This is a genomic window from Streptomyces flavalbus, from assembly GCF_042674625.1.
GTDB lineage: Bacteria > Actinomycetota > Actinomycetes > Streptomycetales > Streptomycetaceae > Streptomyces > Streptomyces flavalbus.
In genome coordinates, this window is sequence record NZ_JBHTEB010000001.1 from 3,793,321 (window position 1) to 3,811,331 (window position 18,011).

Sequence of the window (18,011 nt, forward strand, 5' to 3'; positions counted from 1 at the left end):
GACCCGTCGTTAACGGGAACGACGGGCCCGTGACGGACGTACCGGCTGGGGGTTGGACGACGATGGCGGAACGGCAGCGGCAGCACGGCAGGGCGGACGGAACCGTGGTCGTGGCCGCCCTGATGGCGGGCCTGTGGACCACGGCGACCGCCTGCTCGGGCGGCGCCGCCGCGGAGAGCGCCCAGGCCGCGACCACCCCCCTGGAGACCCTCCACCACGCCGCGGACATCCTCCGCGAGGCGGGCAGCTCCCGCACCCGTACGTCGATGGAGATGGCGACGGGCGGCACCAGGGTCACGATCAGCGGCACGGGCGTCTACGACTTCACCCGCCAGCGCGGCCGACTGAAGGTCCGGCTCCCCCAGGACCCCGCGGGCCGCACCGCCGACCACCCCATCACCGAGCTGCTCTCGCCGGGCGCGCTGTTCATGAAGAACCGCGGCGCGGGCGTCCCGTCCGACAAGTGGGTGCGGATCGACACGGCCACGATCTCGGACGGCAACCTGGTGACGGGCGGCGCGACGGACCCGTACACGGCGGCCGAGGTGCTCCGCGGCGCGGAGCAGGCGACGTACGTAGGCGCGACCAGCGGCGACGACGGCACGAGACTCCACCACTACCGCGGCACGGCGGACCTCACCAAGGCGGCCCAGGCGGCCTCACCCACCACCAGGCCCTCCCTCACCGCGGCGGCGAAGGGCTTCGCCTCGGCACAGGTCCCCTTCGACGCCTACCTGGACGACAAGGGCCGCATCCGCAAGCTGAGGCACCGCTTCAGCTTCGTCAACGGCCGGGAACAGTCCCCCGTGTCCGTCGCCTCCACCACCCTGCTCTACGACTTCGGCACCCCGGCGAACGTGCGGCTGCCCCCCAAAAAGGACATCTACGCAGGCAGAATCGCCGAAGACTGACCGAAGGCTGACCCCACAACCGCCCACCCGTAGGGCGAGAACTAGCCCGTCCGTGCCATGCGCGTTGTGTAGGCCACTCCCTACTCTAGGAAGTCGGTGACGGCAGAGAAGAGGTGATGCGCGTGGCTCCGGTCGGCGGTACGGCAGTACAGGACCACGTGGCACTCGCCGAGATCGAACTGTGCGGAGAGCTGATCATCGCGGCCTCAGCCGCGGAGGACCGCCTGAGCCTGGAGAGCATCGACGAGGTCCTCAGGGTCGCGGAGGAACGCGAAAAGACCCGCTGAGCCCCGCACGCACCCCTCTCCCCTCAGGTCCGCAACAGCCGGGCGATGGCCTTGGTCGCCTCCTCCACCTTGGCGTCGATCTCGCCCCCGCCCTTGACGGCGGCGTCGGCGACACAGTGCCGAAGGTGCTCCTCCAGCAGTTGCAGGGCGAAGGACTGCAGGGCCTTGGTGGACGCGGACACCTGCGTCAGTATGTCGATGCAGTAGACGTCCTCGTCGACCATCCTCTGCAGCCCCCGGATCTGCCCCTCGATCCGGCGCAGCCGCTTCAGGTGCTCGTCCTTCTGCTTGTGGTACCCGTGAACGCCCCGGTCGTGATCGGTAACGACCTCGATCGCCTCGCCCGCACCGGTCTCGGTGGTCGTCATAACGCCTCCATGCGCATACCCCAACCGGGTATATCGTAACGAACTTTCCTGGGTATGGACCCTGTGGCCGCAACCGGGACCGGATTCACCTCACCGCCCCCGTGCCGACAAGTCTGCTTTATGGGCGACACTGGAGGACGGCCCGTTAGCCGTGGCCGAATGTTGCGCCTAGCATCAGCCTGACCGGAACCGAAGCACCTAGAGGACCCCACGTGCGCTTTCGTCTGACCCCCCGGGAGACGAGCTTCTACGACATGTTCGCCGCCTCCGCGGACAACATCGTCACGGGCTCGAAGCTCCTGATGGAACTGCTCGGGGCGGACATGTCTGCCCGAGCCGAGATCGCAGAGCGTATGCGGGCCGCGGAACACGCAGGCGACGACGCCACGCACGCGATCTTCCACCAGTTGAACTCCTCCTTCATCACGCCCTTCGACCGCGAGGACATCTACTCCCTCGCCTCGTCCCTCGACGACATCATGGACTTCATGGAGGAGGCCGTCGACCTGGTCGTCCTCTACAACGTCGAGGAACTGCCCAAGGGCGTCGAGCAGCAGATCGAGGTGCTGGCCCGCGCGGCGGAGCTGACCGCCGAGGCGATGCCCAACCTCCGCACGATGGACAACCTGACCGAGTACTGGATCGAGGTCAACCGCCTGGAGAACCAGGCCGACCAGATCCACCGCAAGCTCCTCGCCCACCTCTTCAACGGCAAGTACGACGCCATCGAGGTCCTCAAGCTCAAGCAGATCGTCGACGTCCTCGAAGAGGCCGCCGACGCCTTCGAACACGTGGCGAACACGGTGGAGACCATCGCCGTCAAGGAGTCCTGACCCGTCCATGGACACCTTCGCCCTGGTCGTGACCATCATGGTCGCGCTGTTCTTCACGTACACCAACGGTTTCCACGACTCGGCGAACGCGATCGCCACGTCCGTCTCGACCCGCGCCCTCACGCCGAGGGCCGCCCTGGCCATGGCCGCGGTGATGAACCTCGCGGGCGCCTTCCTCGGCAGCGGGGTGGCGAAGACGGTCAGCGAGGGCCTGATCGAGACGCCCGAGGGCTCCACGGGCATGGGCATCCTCTTCGCCGCCCTCACCGGCGCGATCACCTGGAACCTGATCACCTGGTACTTCGGCCTGCCGTCCTCGTCCTCGCACGCGCTGTTCGGCGGCATGGTGGGCGCGGCCCTGGCGGGCGGCACGCAGGTCTACTGGCACGGCGTGCTGGAGAAGATCGTCATCCCCATGTTCATCTCCCCGGTCGTCGGCCTCCTCGTCGGCTACCTGGTGATGACGGCCATCATGTGGATCTTCCGCCGCACCAACCCGCACAAGGCCAAGCGCGGCTTCCGCATCGCCCAGACGGTGTCGGCGGCGGGCATGGCCCTCGGCCACGGCCTCCAGGACGCCCAGAAGACGATGGGCATCGTCGTCATGGCCCTGGTCATCGCCGACGTCGAGGACTACGGCGACCCGATCCCGGTCTGGGTCAAGGTCGCCTGCGCGGTCATGCTCTCGCTGGGCACGTACGCGGGCGGCTGGCGCATCATGCGCACGCTGGGCCGCAAGATCATCGAGCTGGACCCGCCGCAGGGCTTCGCCGCGGAGACGACCGGCGCGTCGATCATGTTCACCACGGCGTTCCTCTTCAAGGCGCCGATCTCGACGACCCACGTCATCACCTCCGCGATCATGGGCGTCGGCGCGACGAAGCGCATCAACGCCGTGCGGTGGGGTGTCGCCAAGAACATCGTCCTCGGCTGGTTCATCACGATGCCAGCGGCGGCGATCGTAGCGGCGTGCGCCTACGGCGTCGTATACCTGGCTTTCCTGTAACCGCTGCCACCTCGACTCCCGAGGGTGGGCCACGCAGCCCGGCGCTGAACGAGGTGCCGACGGCGTGCAGTCGCCGTACGACGGAAGGGGCCGTGTCGGGGGGTGTCCGCCCGCAGTGGTTCGCGCGCGGAACGCCGTTCACCAGGCACCCGACAGGGCGCGCGGTTCCGAGGACGGACACCCCCCGACACGGCCCCGACCCACCCCCCGGCAGACAGCGAAGCCAGCCCAGCCCAGCCCAGCCCAGAACGAGGCGGACCCGCCCCCCGGGAGCCAGGGGACGGGTCCTTTGCGTCCTCACGGTGGCACCGCCATGCAGCACCGCGAGGGGTATAGGGGGAGAAGGGAGAACGAACCCCCGGATCAGCCGAAGCGCCCGGAGATGTAGTCCTCCGTCGCCTGCACCGACGGGTTGGAGAAGATCCGCTCCGTGTCGTCGATCTCGATCAGCTTCCCCGGCTGCCCCACGGCCGCCAGGTTGAAGAACGCCGTCCGGTCGGACACCCGAGCCGCCTGCTGCATGTTGTGCGTCACGATCACGATCGTGAACCGCTCCTTCAGCTCACCGATCAGGTCCTCGATCGCCAGCGTAGAGATCGGGTCGAGGGCCGAGCACGGCTCGTCCATGAGCAGCACCTTCGGCTCCACGGCGATCGCCCGAGCGATGCACAGCCGCTGCTGCTGACCACCCGACAGCCCGGACCCGGGCTTGTTCAGCCGGTCCTTCACCTCGTTCCAGAGGTTCGCGCCCCGGAGCGACTTCTCCACGACGTCGTCCAGCTCGGCCTTCCGGTACGACCCGTTCAGCTTCAGCCCGGCCGCCACGTTGTCGTACACCGACATCGTGGGGAACGGGTTCGGCCGCTGGAACACCATGCCGACCTCACGCCGCACCGCGACGGGGTCGATCCCGGCGCCGTACAGGTTCTCGTCGTCGAGCATGACCTTGCCCTCGACGCGCCCGCCCGGAGTCACCTCGTGCATCCGGTTCAGGGTCCGCAGGAAGGTGGACTTGCCGCACCCGGACGGCCCGATGAAGGCGGTCACGGACCGCGGCTCGACGGTCATCGAGATGTCCTCGATGGCGAGGAAGGACCCGTAGTAGGCGTTCAGGCCGCTGACATCAATGCGCTTGGCCATTTGAATCACTGCTTCTTTCACACAGGGGGGAGTCTGGTCGCTGATGGCCGCGTCAGCGACCGGTCTTCGGCGCCTTCCAGCGGGCGATACCGCGAGCCGCCAGGTTGAGGATCATGATGAAGGCGATGAGCGTCAGTGCCGCCGCCCAGGCACGGTCGTACGCCGCACCGGAACCACCGCTGTTGGCGAACTGCAGGTAGATGTAGACCGGCAGCGAACCCTGCGGATCGGAGAACGGGTTGGTGTTGATGAAGTTCGTCACCCACACCAGCAGCAGCACAGGAGCCGTCTCACCGGCGATACGCGCGATGGCGAGCATCACACCGGTGGTGATGCCACCGATCGACGTCGGTACGACGACCTTCAGGATGGTCCGCCACTTCGGCACACCCAGCGCCAGCGACGCCTCCCGCAGCTCGTTCGGCACGAGCTTGAGCATCTCCTCGGTGGACCGCACGACCACCGGCAGCATCAGGATCGTCAGCGCCATGGACCCGGCGAACCCGGAGTACCCCATGTCGAGAATGATGATCCACAAACTCAGAATGAACAGACCGGCGACGATCGACGGAATACCGGTCATGACGTCCACGAAGAAGGTGACCGCCTTGGCGAGCTTCCCCCGCCCGTACTCCACGAGGTAGATCGCGGTCAGCACCCCGATCGGCACGGAGATCAGCGTCGCGAGCCCGACCTGCTCCAGCGTGCCCAGCATGGCGTGGTAGATACCGCCACCGGGCTCGGTGTCGGAGATCAGCCCCATCGAGTGCGTCAGGAAGTACCCGTCAAGAACCTTCACACCCCGCTTGACGGTCTCGTACACGAGCGACGCCAGCGGAATCACGGCGATGATGAACGCCACCCAGATCGCGCTGGTGGCGACGCGGTCCTTGGCCTGACGGCGGCCCTCGACGCGCGCGGCGATGACGAACGTCCCGAGGACGAAGAGCACCGCGGCGATCAACGCCCACTGGATGCTGCTGCCCAGCCCGGCCGCGGCGCTGATGCCGAGGCCGAGGGCCACGGACCCGGCGGCGGCGGCCCACGGGAACCACTTGGGCAGCCGGGCGCCGTGCAGCCCGCTCGGCCGCTTGCCGGACGTGGAGACGGATGCGTGGCTCATGCGTTGGCCCCCGAGAATTCCTTGCGGCGGGCGATGATCAGCCGGGCCGTACCGTTGACGAGCAGGGTGATCACGAACAGCACCAGACCGGACGCGATGAGCGCGTCCCGGCCGTTCTCGGTGGCCTCGTTGAACTTGCTCGCGATGTTCTGCGCGAACGTGCCGCCGCCCGGGTCGAGCAGGCTGGCGTTGATGTCGAAGCTCGGCGACAGCACCATGGCGACGGCCATGGTCTCACCGAGGGCGCGGCCGAGGCCGAGCATCGAGGCGGAGATGACACCGGAGCGCCCGAAGGGCAGCACGCTCATCCGGATGACCTCCCACCGCGTGGCACCGAGGGCCAGCGCGGCCTCCTCGTGCATCTGCGGGACCTGCTTGAACACCTCGCGGCTCACGTTGGTGATGATCGGCAGGATCATGATCGCGAGCAGGATGCCGACGGTGAACAGCGACCGCGGGGCGCCTCCGCTCCAGTCCAGGATGCCGGTCCAGCCGAGGTAGTCGTCGAGCCAGCCGTACAGGCCCTCCAGGTTCGGCACCAGGACGAGAATGCCCCAGAGGCCGTAGACGATGGACGGCACGGCGGCGAGCAGGTCGATCACGTACGCGATGGGACCGGCGAGCTTGCGCGGCGCGTAGTGCGTGATGAACAGCGCGATGCCGACGGCGACCGGGACGGCGAGGGCCATCGCGATGACCGACGAGACGACCGTGCCGAAGGCGAGGACGGCGATGCCGAAGACCGGCGGGTCGCCGGTGGGGTTCCACTCGAAGGTGGTGAAGAAGTTGCCCTCGTCCTTACTGATCGCGTTGGCGGCACGCAGGCTGAGGAACAGGGCGATGGCCGCCATGATCACCAGCAGGAAGATGCCCGAGCCGCGCGAGAGGCCGAGGAAGACCCGGTCACCGAGGCGGGTGGCGCCGCGGGCGGCGCGCTTCCGCTCGGTCGGGGAAGGCTGTGGGGTGGGGGGAGGAGCAGTGCTCTGTGTCGATATGTCCATCAGAATTCTCCGGTCTGCGGAGCCGTCGCAGCGTCGACGACGGCCCAGAAGCGGAGCCGCTACCGGTCGGCGGCGGCTCCTGGCGGCGGTGCACCGGACGGTGCGGCCCGCTCCGGTGGGAGGCGGGCCGCACACTCAGGTCAGCTCAGGCCCGAGATGGTCTCGCGGACCTTGGTGATGATCTCGTCGGGGATCGGGGCGTAGCCCGCCTCGGCGAGCAGCTCCTGACCGCCCTCGGAGGCGATGTAGTTGAGGAAGGACTTGGTGGCGGGCAGCGTGTCGGCCTTGTTGCCCTTGTCGCAGACGATCTCGTACGTGACGAGGACCAGCGGGTAGGCACCGTCGGCGGACGGCGTGTAGTCCAGCTTCAGCGCGAGGTCCTTGCCGGTGCCGACGACCTCGGCGGCGCCGATGGCCGCGGTGGCGTTCTCGACGGTGGCGTCGACCGGCTCGGCGGCCTCGGTCTTCACGCTGACGGTGTTGATGCCGTCAGCGGCGTACGACAGCTCGAAGTACGAGATGGCGCCGGAGGTCTGCTTGACCTGCTGGGCCAGGCCGGAGGAGCCCTGCGCGGACTGACCGCCCTTGGCCTCCCACGTCTTGGCGGGCTCGTACTTCCAGTCGTCCGGGGCGGCGGCCTGGAGGTACTTGGTGAAGTTGTCCGTGGTGCCGGACTCGTCGGAGCGGTGGTACGCCTGGATCTTCAGGTCGGGAAGCTCGGCGTCGGGGTTGAGCTTCTTGATCGCCTCGTCGTTCCAGTTGGTGATCTTGCTGTCGAAGATCTGCGCCAGGGTGGGCGCGTCCAGCACCAGCTTGTCCACGCCGGGGACGTTGAAGCCGACCGCGATCGGACCGCCGACCATCGGCAGGTCGATGGCCTGGCCGTCGGTGCAGACCTTCTTGGACTCCTCGACCTCTTCCGGCTTCAGCGCCGAGTCGGAACCGGCGAACGCGGTCTGACCCTGGAGGAAGGCGGTGATGCCCGCACCCGAACCGGTGGGGTTGTAGTTGAGCTGCACACCCTTACAGGCGGCGGCGTACTGCTTGATCCAGGCGTCGATCGCGTTCTTCTGCGCGGAGGAGCCGGAAGCCTGGAGCTGCCCCGAGGCGTCGTCGCACTTGATGTCACCGGCGGCGGCGGTCGTGCTGGCCTTGCCGCCGTCGCCCTCGCTCGTGTCGTCCGAGCCGCACGCCGTGAGGGCCAGGGCGCCGGAGACGGCGAGAGCACCGAGGGTGAGGGCCCGCCGGTTCTTGCGCTGAAGCTTCACTTTCGGGAGTTCCTTCCAGGAGCCGCCGACCTGAACGGCGGCGTGCGGAGTCTTGAGTGAGCCGGACCCGCCGTACCCGGGCGTGTCCGTCATCAGGTAAGGCCGAAATTAGGCAGATCAGGTGAAGCCGCCTATGGCCGTAAGTGAACGGAGGGTGAACCCCTGCGGTCGGTGCGGTTAGGTCACGGAATGCTCACGGCAAGAACACGCAGAGATTCCAGGAGGCTCACGACAGGGTGACAGACCAGGCTCCACCACCACACACATCTCCCCATTCACCGCCAAAAGGGGCACCTCCGAGGACGCTACACGACCCCGCCCCGCCCCAGAGGGCAGACGGGGGCAGGGTCACCCCGCACACTGAACCGAAACGCGTCGCAGCCCACAGGGGACAGGGGGGCCACATGGAACGCCGCACCTTCGTCGGCGGCACGGCAGCCGCGGTAGTCACGGCATCGACGAGTTGCAGCCCCACGCCTCACCCCACCCCGGAGACCACCCCGCACCCCGCACCCCCAAGAACACCGATAGCGACGCCCCGCTCCCCCGCCCCCACCACCTGGTCCGCCCTGGCCGAAAACCTGGACGGCCCCCTGATCCGCCCGGCCGACCAGGACTGGCCCACGGCCCGCCAGCTCTACAACACCCGCTTCGACACCCTCACCCCCGCCGCGGTCGTCTACGCCGACCACGCCGAGGACATCCGTACGGCGCTGTCCTACGCCCGCGCCCACGACCTCCGCGTGGCGATCCGGGGCGGCGGCCACTCCTACGCGGGCTGGTCGTCCGGAAACGGCCGCCTGGTGATCGACGTGTCCCAGCTCGACGACGTCCGCGCCTCCGGCACCACCGCCGTGGTGGGCGCGGGCGCCAAGCTGATCGACGTCTACCGCGCCCTCGCCGCGACGGGCGCCACGATCCCCGCGGGCTCCTGCCCCACGGTCGGCATCTCCGGGCTGACGCTGGGCGGCGGCCACGGCGTGGTCTCCCGCGCCTACGGCCTGACCTGCGACAGCCTCACCCGCGCCACCCTGGTCACCGCCGACGGCGAGCAGCTCACCGCGGACGCCACCGAGCACCCCGACCTGTTCTGGGCGCTGCGCGGCGCGGGCAACGGCACCTTCGGCGTCGTCACGGAACTGCACTTCCGCACCCATCCGGCGCCGCAGGGCGTGTCGGCGTACCTGAGCTGGCCCTGGTCGCGGGCGGCGGCGGTGCTGGGGGCCTGGCAGGAGTGGGGCCCGGACCAGCCGGACGAGATCTGGTCGGCCGTCAACCTCAACAACACCGAGGGCGGCTCCCCGACGGTCTCCGTCACGGCCTTCTCCCTCGGCACCTACGGCGAACTCCAGAACGCGGTGGACCGCCTGGCCGACCGCATAGGCGCCTCCGCCGCCAACGTGGTGCTGAAGCGGCGCTCGTACCGGGAGTCGATGGAGGTGTACGCGGGCTGCGCGTCGTTCGGCAGCGACGCCGAGTGCCACCTCCCCGGCAGCACGCCCGGCCGCTCCCCGGAGGGGGCGCTGGCGCGCGAGACGTACGCGGCACGCTCGGACTTCTTCGACCGCGCGATACCCGCCGAGGGGGTCCAGACCCTGCTGGCGCGGATCACCGCGGCCCGGGGCGGCAAGGGCAGCGTCGCGCTCACGGCCCTCGGCGGCGCGGTCAACCGGGTCTCCCCCACGGCGACGGCGTTCGTCCACCGCGGCTCCCGGATGCTGGCCCAGTACATCGCGGCCTGGCAGCCCGGCACGTCCGGCACGGCGGCCCAGACCTGGCTGTCGGAGGCGCACACCGCGATGCGCCCGTACGCGTCAGGGTCGGCGTACCAGAACTACACGGACCCGACCCTGGAGAACTGGCGCGAGGCGTACTACGGCGAGGCGGCCCCCCGCCTGACGAAACTGAAGCGCACGTACGACCCCACGGGCTTCTTCACCCACCCGCAGTCCCTGTGACACCTGAGGCCAGACGACACCCGAGGCCAGACCACCCCGGAGGCCAGACCACCCCGGAGGCCAGACCACCCCGGAGGCCGGACGACCCCCGAAACCACACCCGAAGCCGGATGACCCCTGAGGTCACACCTCACCTCACGCGGCGAGATCCCGCTCCTCAGCCGTCCCCCCAGCCACCCCGGCCGCCCGCTCCCCCCGAGCCCCAGTGACCCCCGCACCGGCACCCTGGCCGTCAGCTCCGCCCGTTCCCCCGGCTCCCCCGGCTCCCCGGCGGATGAGCCACCCGGCCCGCCCCGAGCGCTCCATGGCCCGGGTGACCGGCGTCAGCAGCGCCATGGCGACGGGCGACAGCAGCAGCGCGACCGCGGTCCCCAGCGCGAACCCGCCCACGACGTCGGTCGGGTAGTGCACGCCCATGTAGACCCGGCAGAAGCCCTCAGCCAGCGCCAGCCCGAGCCCGACGAGCCCGAAGCGCCGGTTGGCGACGAACAGCGCGACGGCCAGGGCCATGGTGATGGTGGCGTGGTCGCTCACGAACGAGTAGTCGGTCTTCCCCGCGACCAGCACTTCGAGGTCCTGGTGGGTGCGGAAGGGCCGGGGCCGCTCCACGAACCCGCGGATCGGCACGTTGACGAGGACGGCTATCGCGGCGGCGAGCGGTGCCCAGGCGAGGGCGGCGACGGAGACCGCGGCCTCCTCGCCGCTCGCGGCCCGCCGCCGGACGCGCCACCAGCACCCGAGCACCAGCAGCACCATGGCGAACAGCAGCCCGAACTCACCGACGAACTCCATCACCTGGTCGAACCAGTGCGGAGCGTCCTTGGCCAGGCCATTGATGTCGTAGAGCAATTCGACGTCGGGGTTCGACCCGGATTGCGCGAGTCCAGCCATGAGTACAGCGGCCCCTTCGTCTTCGTACGGCACGTTGTCGTGGTGCCCCCGTACAGGAACGCACGGCTCCCCTCAGTACGTTCCACATTCCACTGAATGATCACTCAGACGTTATCGAAGAGAGACTCATCACCGCAGCTCAGGGGTGTGCCTCACGCTCGGTTCAGCCCGTTTCGGACACCTTCTCAGATCGCCGAGGGCAACGCTTTCGCGCCATCTTCGGTGACCCGGGTGGCGCCGAAGTAGTCCGGGGTGTCGACCGGGTCGAACCGGATCACCGCACCGGGCCGGGGCGCGTCGATCATGTACCCGCCACCCACATAGATCCCCACGTGCCGAATGGCCCGCGAATCCGTCAGGTCGTCGGAGAAGAACACCAGGTCCCCGGGCAGCAGCTCCTCCCGCGAGGGATGCGGCCCGGCGTTGTACTGGTCGTTGGCGACCCGCGGCAGCTCGATCCCCACACTCTCGTACGCCGCCTTGGTCAGCCCCGAGCAGTCGAACCGTCCGCCCTGGTCAGCGGTGCCGTTGCCGCCCCACAGATAGGGCGTGCCGAGCTTCTTCTGCGCGTAGTGAATGGCCGCGGCGGCCTGCTCGGACGGATCGACCCGCCCCACGGGCGCGGCGAAGCTGACCTCAAGATCGGTGATGACCTTCACGTAGTTCTGCGTCTCCCGGTACGGCGGCACGCCCCCGTACTTGATGACCGCGTACGCCCCCGCGTTGTAGGCGGCGAGCATGTTCTTCGTCTGGTCCCCGGGCACGTCCCTGACGTACTTGGCGAGCGTGCAGTCGTAGGACGCGGCCGACGGAATCGCGTCATTCGGGTCCCAGACGTCCCGGTCGCCGTCCCCGTCGCCGTCGATGCCGTGGGTGGCCCAGGTGCCCGGGATGAACTGCGCTATGCCCTGCGCGGCGGCCTGGCTCTGCGCCCGCGGATTGAACCCGCTCTCCTGGTAGAGCTGGGCGGCGAGCAGCGCGGGATTGATGGCCGAACAGAGGTTCCCCCACTTCTGCACGAGGCCCTGGTACGCGGCGGGCACCGCACCCTTGGCCAACGACTTACCGGCCCCGCCCGCCCCGTTCACGAGGTTCCCGGCGACCACGTACACCCCGATGACGAGCAGCATGACGAAGCTCAGCCCCGCGCCGAGCGCGATCCCACCGGCCACCCACCATTTCCGCACGCCTCAACCCTCCCCCATCCGGCGCCCGTTCAATGCCCCTTCGCCCGAACGCACGAGCCCGCCGATCCAGTGGGACACTCTCCTCCGAGGCGTGCGAGCGGGCAAACCCCGCCCGCACGGTGAGCGGACGTCAGAAACGTGCGCAAAGTGCAAAAGTGACTCAACGACGGAACCACACCACAGGTTCCGCACCCACTTCGTTGCCCGGCGTGACAGGCCGTGATACACAGAGTGACCATACGAGGTTTTCGTACGAAACCCGCCAACCAATGACGCCAAGTCGACATACGACGGCGACAATGTCGGCGAGAATGAGTCTGACCTCTGCGCACCGCAGGGGACTGCGGAACTACCCAACAGGGGCGGTGACTTACATGCTCTTTGCGGCCGATAAGGGAGACATCAACACCATCATCGGCGGGATCGCTCCGGACTGGGGCCCCTTCGGCAGCCTGGGCACCGAGGCCAAGGTGATGATCGAGGTGGTGATGGCGGTCGCCATCCTCATCTGCCTCGGCATCGCCATCTGGGGCGCCGCCAAACAGCGCATCGGGGCGACCGCGCTCCGCGACACGTTCAGCGCGGAGCAGGGCAAGGGCCTGATCATCGCCGGACTCACCGGCGTCTTCATCATCGGCTCCCTCGGCACGCTCTTCACCATCGTGTACGGCATGGCCGTGTAACCCGGCCCGGGCACGCCCGGTCCCCTTCCCTCTCCCCCTCCATCCACCCGCCCGCCCGTCGTGCCCACCGGCTGAGGTTGCGTCTCCCTGATGTCGAGTCACCACACCGCGCCCGCGCGGCCACCAGCACGGCTACCGTCGTACTCCTACGCGTTCCGGTACGAGATGTTTCCGCACGACGTCGAGGGGGCGTTCACGGCATGAGTCTCGGGGACGAACACGGGGCCTCCGGCGACTACGGCGGCTCGGGCCAGACCCGTACCCACCTCCCGGGCACCTCCGGCGACATCTACGGCGGCGCCCGCCGCGGCGGTCGCTCCTCCTCCCGCGGCCTGGTGACGGTCGTCGGCGTCATCGTCCTCCTCATCGCCGCCATCGCCTTCGCGAACCGCGGAGGAGACGATTCAGCACCCCCCGAGAAGAACGGCACGGCAGGCGCCCAGATCGCCCCCACGGCGCCCACGGGCGACCAACCGGTCCAGACAACCTCGAACGGCATCCCAAGCGGCTACGCCCAGACGGAGCAGGGGGCAGAGAGCGCGGCGGCGAACTACTCGGTGGCACTGGGGTCGGCCGAGATGTTCGACAAGGCCAGGCGGCAGGAGATCGTCACCACCGTCTACGCCCCCGACGTCGCCGCCGCCCGCCAGGCCGACCTGGACCGCGCGTACTCCAGCGAGGAGTTCCTGACCAACATCGGTCTCGACAAGAACGGCGCCGCACCGAAGGGGCAGTCCTTCGTCTCCCGGGTCATCCCGGTGGGCACGAAGGTCACTGCGTTCAGCAACGACAAGGCCACGGTCGAGGTCTGGTACACCTCTCTCTTCGGCCTGTCCGGCGAGAACTCGACCAACCCGGTCTCGGAGAGCTGGTACACCACCACCTACCAGCTGGCCTGGACCGCTGACGACTGGAAAGTCACCGACTTCCAGCAGAAGGACGGGCCGGTACCGGTCGGTCGCGACCAACGGGCCTCCACCGCCGACGACATGACGAAGGCCGTCGAGGAGTACGGAGGGTTCACCTATGCGCGCTAACCACCGGATCCTCAAAATCACGACCGCTGTCGCCACCGTACAGACCGCCGCGGTGCTACTGGCCACCCGCGCCGTCGCCGCCCCCACGCCCACGCCCACCCCGAGCAACGACCCCTGCGATCTCATCCGAGGCCCCGCCAAGGACTACTGCGAACGCGGCACCGGTGCCCAGAACAAGTCCGACACCCCCGACCTCAACGGCACCCTCGACCCCCTCTCCTCCCTAGCCAAGGGCTGTGCCGACGCCGCCTCCTGGACCATCGACAAACTCAGCGAGGCCGTCAACGAGACGGCGAACGTCGACTTCACCAACCCCAGGTTCCTCCAGCAGTACGCCGTCGTCTTCGCCGCCTCCACGATCCTCACCCTCCTCCTCTGGCTCCTCGCCGTAGCCAAGCGAGCCGTCCGCGGCGTCCCCCTCACCACCGCCATCGGCGAAGCCGTCGGCTTCCTCTGGCTCACCGTCCTCGCCTCCGCCTTCACCCCCCTCGTCCTCTACACCGTCGTATCGGCGACGGACGGCGTCTCCGAGGTCCTCGCCAAGACCACCGGCGAGCAGACGGACACCTTCTTCGGCAACTTCTCCGGCGCCCTCGCCAAGGGCGAGAACATCGGCGGCGGCCCCATCATGCTGATGGTCGTCTCCCTGGTCTCCATCCTCGCCGCCGGCGTCCTCTGGCTGGAGCTGGTCATCCGCGCCGCCCTGCTCTACGTCGGCGCCCTCCTCGGCACCGTCGTCTACGCGGGCCTCGTCGACAAGAACCTGTGGGGCCACGTCCGCCGCTGGGCGGGCATCATGATCGCCGTCATCCTGGTCAAGCCGGTCATCGTCATCGTCCTCGGCCTCGCCGGAGCCCTCTCCGCCGACGACGGCCCCGACGCCTTCTCCGCCGTCGTCTCCGGCCTGGCGATCATCCTGCTCGCCATCTTCGCCTCGGCGATGATCTACCGCTTCGTCCCCGGCTTCGGCGACGAGATCGCCCACTCCCGCTCCAACCGCATCATGCAGGGCGCCGAAGGCAAGGCCGCCGCCGTCATCAGCTCCCCGGCGACCCTCGTCGCCCAGGGCATCAAGACCCACAGCTCCCGAGCCGACAGCAACGGCGGCGGCCAGCAGTCCAGCAGCCCCCGCCCGGCCAACCCCGCCTCCGGCGGCGTCGCCGCCCACAGCTCCCGCACCTCGCCCGGTGGCGGCGGAACTGTCCCCTCCGCCGCACCCGCCCCGCGCTCCGCGAGCCCCGCCAGCGCGGTCAACACCCCGCACGCCAGCAACACCCGCAACAGCAGTACCAACCGCACGGGAGGTGAAGGGCGTTGACGGCTGATTCCCACGCGGCCCATGTGTCCCACCCGGTCACGCCCCGCCGTACATATCTGATCGGCCGCGCCCGGCCGAACGCGATCATCGGCCGCAACCGCGAGACCGGCGAGATCGCGCTGATCATCCTGGGCGCGTTCCTCGGCATGATGTGCGGGCTCCTCGTCCCGGTCCTCTCCCTGAGGATCGTCCTGCTGATGGGCTTCCCGCTGGTCGCCCTCGCCGCGGTCTACGTGCCGTACAAGCAGCGCACGTTCTACAAGTGGTTCGAGATCAACCGCAGCTACAAGCGCACCGTCCGCCGCGGCGCCGCCTACCGCTCCGGCGTCATCGAGGCGGGCACCCGCCTCGACGGCCGCGAGGTCGAGGTCGGCCCGCCCCCGGGCATCGGCCGCATCAGTTGGCTCGCCGCCCCCTTCGGCCCCGACGAGATCGCCGTACTGCTGCACGCCGACCGCAAGACCGTCACCGCCGCCATCGAGATCGAGGGCCCCGGCGTCGGCCTGCGCGACAGCGAGGACCAGGAAGCCCTCGTCGACCGCTTCGGCACCCTCCTCAAGCACGTGGCCAACGGCGACGGCTTCGTCACCCGCCTCCAGATGCTCGCCCGGACCCTCCCCGCCGACCCCGACGCCCACGCCAAGGACGTCGCCGTCCGCGGCGACGAACGCGCCCCGGCCTGGCTCCAGCAGTCGTACGACCAGCTCCAGTCGATGGTGTCGACGAGCAGCGAGCAGCACCGCGCCTACCTCGTCGCCTGTATGCACTACACCCGCGACCTCGCCGCCGAGGCCCAGGCCATGGCGCGCGCCGCCCGCACCCACGGCGGCAAGGTCGACCGGGACGCGGGCCTCGCCATCGTCATGGCGCGCGAGCTGACCGACATCTGCTCCCGCCTCCAGGAGGCCGACATCCGCGTCCGCCAGCCGCTCGGCCAGGGCCGCCTCGCCTCCCTCATCCACTCCATGTACGACCCGGACCACCCCATCGACCACATCCAGGCGATGACGAAGCGCAACGCCTGGCCCGCCGAGCTGGACGCCATGGAGCCCACCTACCTCCAGGCAAAGACCCGCGAGTCGTCCACCCGCGCCCCCTGGTGCCACGCCACCGCGTGGGTGAAGGAATGGCCGCTGACCCCCGTCGGCGTGAACTTCCTCGCCCCGCTCCTCGTCCACACCCCGGACGTCATCCGCACCGTCGCCGTCACCATGGACCTCGAACCCACCGAGATCGCCATCGAGCGGATGCTCACCGAGAAGACCAACGACGAGGCCGAGGCGTCCCGCGCCGCCAAGATGAACCGCACCGTCGACCCGCGCGACATCGCCGCCCACCACCGCCTCGACCAGCGCGGCGAGGACCTCGCCAGCGGCGCCGCGGGCGTCAACCTGGTCGGCTACATCACCGTCTCCTCCCGCACCCCCGAGGCCCTCGCCCGCGACAAGCGGACGATAAGGGCGTCAGCGGGCAAGTCGTACCTGAAGCTCGAATGGTGCGACCGAGAGCACCACCGCGCCTTCGTCAACACTCTCCCGTTCGCCACCGGAATCCGAAGGTAGGGGCTGATGCGCTGATGCGGGACCCGCTGTCCGTCGTCACGGACGCCTTCACGTCCTTCCTCTTCGGCAAGGTCGAGACCACCCGCCCACCGGTCCGCACCTCCACCGGCCAGGCCCAGGCGGTCTACCTCCCCACCGCCGCCCCCGGCCTCGGCGACTCAGGCGTCATCATCGGCCGCGAGGTGTACTCCGGCAAGGGCTACATCTACGACCCCTTCCAGCTCTACGGCCAACAGCTCCCGGCCCCGCACTGGCTGGTCCTCGGCGAGTCCGGCAACGGCAAGTCCGCGCTGGAGAAGACCTACGTCCTGCGCCAGCTCCGCTTCCGCGACCGCCAGGTCGTCGTCCTGGACGCCCAGGGCGAGGACGGCGTCGGCGAGTGGAACCTCATCGCCCAGGAGCTGGGGATAACTCCCATCCGCCTGGACCCGATGGCCGCCCTCGACCACGGCATCCGCCTCAACCCCCTCGACCCGGCCATCACCACCACCGGCCAGCTCGCCCTCCTGCGCACGATCATCGAGGTGGCGATGGGCCACGGCCTCGACGAACGCTCCGGCTTCGCCCTCAAGGTCGCCCACGCCTACGTCAACGAGACAATCGTCGAACGCCAGCCGGTCCTCTCCGACATCGTCGAACAGCTACGGCACCCCGAGCCGGAGTCCGCCGAGTCGATGAACGTCGCCATAGACGACGTACGCGCCTGGGGCCTGGACGTCGCCCTCGTCCTGGACCGCCTCGTCGATGGTGACCTGCGCGGCATGTTCGACGGCCCCACCACGGTCGGCATCGACCTGGACGCGCCGCTGATCGTCTTCGACCTGTCCCACATCGACCGCAACTCCATCGCCATGCCCATCCTCATGGCGATCGTCGGCGTGTGGCTGGAGCACACCTGGATCCGCCCCGACCGCAAGAAGCGCATCTTCCTGGTCGAGGAAGCCTGGCACATCATCAACAGCCCGTTCGTCGCCCAGCTCTTCCAGCGCCTGCTGAAGTTCGGCCGCCGCCTCGGCCTGTCCTTCGTCGCGGTCGTCCACCACCTCTCCGACGTCGTCGACGGCGCGGCGGCGAGGGAAGCGGCGGCGATCCTGAAGATGGCGTCCACCCGCACCATCTACGCCCAGAAGGCCGACGAGGCCCGCGCCACCGGCCGCGTCCTCGGCCTGCCCCGCTGGGCCGTGGAGATCATCCCGTCCCTCACCCCCGGCATCGCCGTCTGGGACGTCAACGGCAACGTCCAGGTCGTCAAACACCTGGTCACCGAGACGGAACGTCCCCTCGTCTTCACCGACCGCGCGATGACGGAGTCCTCCGCGGACCTCCTCGACGACGACGCCCTGCGCGCCGCCGAGCTGGAAGCCGAGGAACGGGCCGCGGCCTTCGTGGAACAACACCTCGGCGACTCGGAATCGACGGTGGCGTAAAGCAAGCACCA

The 18,011-nt window shown here is 69.1% G+C and carries 17 protein-coding genes; 10 read left to right on the plus strand and 7 right to left on the minus strand.

Annotated features, from left to right (window positions below):
• Positions 1–62: 62 nt before the first annotated feature.
• The gene (locus ACFQZ6_RS17020; protein ID WP_381618369.1) at positions 63–911 is read left to right on the plus strand and encodes a hypothetical protein; all 849 of its coding nucleotides are present in this window, start codon (positions 63–65) and stop codon (positions 909–911) included.
• 116 nt (positions 912–1,027) lie between these two features.
• Positions 1,028–1,198 carry a hypothetical protein gene (locus ACFQZ6_RS17025; RefSeq protein ID WP_381609780.1) on the plus strand — a complete coding sequence of 57 codons (171 nt, stop codon included), beginning with the start codon at positions 1,028–1,030 and terminating at the stop codon, positions 1,196–1,198.
• Positions 1,199–1,221: 23 nt separating this feature from the next.
• Here the strand turns inward: ACFQZ6_RS17025 and ACFQZ6_RS17030 are convergent, their stop codons facing one another.
• Positions 1,222–1,566, minus strand: coding sequence for a metal-sensitive transcriptional regulator (locus ACFQZ6_RS17030; RefSeq protein WP_381609782.1), 345 nt, complete (start codon positions 1,564–1,566; stop codon positions 1,222–1,224).
• Between the two features lie 212 nt (positions 1,567–1,778).
• On the opposite strand from ACFQZ6_RS17030, the gene ACFQZ6_RS17035 reads away from it, so the two are divergent.
• Together ACFQZ6_RS17035 and ACFQZ6_RS17040 are read left to right on the plus strand one after the other, a co-directional pair.
• Entirely contained in the window at positions 1,779–2,399 is a 621-nt protein-coding gene (locus tag ACFQZ6_RS17035; protein WP_381609785.1) for a DUF47 domain-containing protein, read from the plus strand.
• A 7-nt stretch (positions 2,400–2,406) separates the two neighbouring features.
• A complete protein-coding gene (locus ACFQZ6_RS17040; protein WP_381609788.1) occupies positions 2,407–3,405 on the plus strand; it encodes an inorganic phosphate transporter in 999 nt (332 codons plus the stop codon).
• Positions 3,406–3,768: 363 nt separating this feature from the next.
• On the opposite strand, the gene pstB is transcribed toward ACFQZ6_RS17040, so the two are convergent.
• The 4 genes from pstB to pstS all read right to left on the minus strand — a co-directional run bounded on the left by pstB (position 3,769) and on the right by pstS (position 7,937).
• Complete coding sequence (gene pstB / locus ACFQZ6_RS17045) at positions 3,769–4,545, minus strand: phosphate ABC transporter ATP-binding protein PstB (RefSeq protein ID WP_360226953.1); 777 nt, start codon at positions 4,543–4,545, stop codon at positions 3,769–3,771.
• Positions 4,546–4,597: 52 nt separating this feature from the next.
• Entirely contained in the window at positions 4,598–5,668 is a 1,071-nt protein-coding gene (pstA, locus tag ACFQZ6_RS17050; protein ID WP_381609791.1) for a phosphate ABC transporter permease PstA, read from the minus strand.
• Positions 5,665–6,669, minus strand: coding sequence for a phosphate ABC transporter permease subunit PstC (gene pstC, locus ACFQZ6_RS17055; protein ID WP_381609794.1), 1,005 nt, complete (start codon positions 6,667–6,669; stop codon positions 5,665–5,667). Before pstC ends, pstA begins: the two co-directional genes overlap by 4 nt.
• A 140-nt stretch (positions 6,670–6,809) precedes the next feature.
• Positions 6,810–7,937, minus strand: coding sequence for a phosphate ABC transporter substrate-binding protein PstS (gene pstS, locus ACFQZ6_RS17060; protein ID WP_381618372.1), 1,128 nt, complete (start codon positions 7,935–7,937; stop codon positions 6,810–6,812).
• Positions 7,938–8,341: 404 nt separating this feature from the next.
• On the opposite strand from pstS, the gene ACFQZ6_RS17065 reads away from it, so the two are divergent.
• On the plus strand, positions 8,342–9,895 hold the full coding sequence (locus ACFQZ6_RS17065) for an FAD-binding oxidoreductase (RefSeq protein WP_381609797.1): 1,554 nt from the start codon (positions 8,342–8,344) through the stop codon (positions 9,893–9,895).
• Between the two features lie 135 nt (positions 9,896–10,030).
• On the opposite strand, the gene ACFQZ6_RS17070 is transcribed toward ACFQZ6_RS17065, so the two are convergent.
• Positions 10,031–10,786: a phosphatase PAP2 family protein gene (locus ACFQZ6_RS17070; RefSeq protein WP_381609800.1), complete on the minus strand. Its 756-nt coding sequence runs from the start codon at positions 10,784–10,786 to the stop codon at positions 10,031–10,033.
• Positions 10,787–10,971: 185 nt separating this feature from the next.
• Complete coding sequence (locus tag ACFQZ6_RS17075) at positions 10,972–11,916, minus strand: C40 family peptidase (RefSeq protein ID WP_381618375.1); 945 nt, start codon at positions 11,914–11,916, stop codon at positions 10,972–10,974.
• Between the two features lie 431 nt (positions 11,917–12,347).
• Here ACFQZ6_RS17075 and ACFQZ6_RS17080 point away from each other — a divergent pair, with 431 nt between their 5' ends.
• The 5 genes from ACFQZ6_RS17080 to ACFQZ6_RS17100 all read left to right on the plus strand — a co-directional run bounded on the left by ACFQZ6_RS17080 (position 12,348) and on the right by ACFQZ6_RS17100 (position 18,000).
• On the plus strand, positions 12,348–12,656 hold the full coding sequence (locus ACFQZ6_RS17080) for a hypothetical protein (RefSeq protein WP_360226935.1): 309 nt from the start codon (positions 12,348–12,350) through the stop codon (positions 12,654–12,656).
• 200 nt (positions 12,657–12,856) lie between these two features.
• Positions 12,857–13,693 (plus strand): hypothetical protein, encoded by an 837-nt coding sequence (locus ACFQZ6_RS17085; protein ID WP_381609805.1) that lies wholly within the window; start codon positions 12,857–12,859, stop codon positions 13,691–13,693.
• Complete coding sequence (locus ACFQZ6_RS17090) at positions 13,683–15,011, plus strand: hypothetical protein (RefSeq protein WP_381609808.1); 1,329 nt, start codon at positions 13,683–13,685, stop codon at positions 15,009–15,011. The genes ACFQZ6_RS17085 and ACFQZ6_RS17090 overlap by 11 nt, the downstream gene beginning before the upstream one ends.
• Before the next feature lie 23 nt (positions 15,012–15,034).
• Positions 15,035–16,573 (plus strand): SCO6880 family protein, encoded by a 1,539-nt coding sequence (locus tag ACFQZ6_RS17095; RefSeq protein WP_381618378.1) that lies wholly within the window; start codon positions 15,035–15,037, stop codon positions 16,571–16,573.
• A gap of 14 nt (positions 16,574–16,587) precedes the next feature.
• Complete coding sequence (locus tag ACFQZ6_RS17100) at positions 16,588–18,000, plus strand: ATP-binding protein (RefSeq protein ID WP_381609810.1); 1,413 nt, start codon at positions 16,588–16,590, stop codon at positions 17,998–18,000.
• Positions 18,001–18,011: the final 11 nt, after the last annotated feature.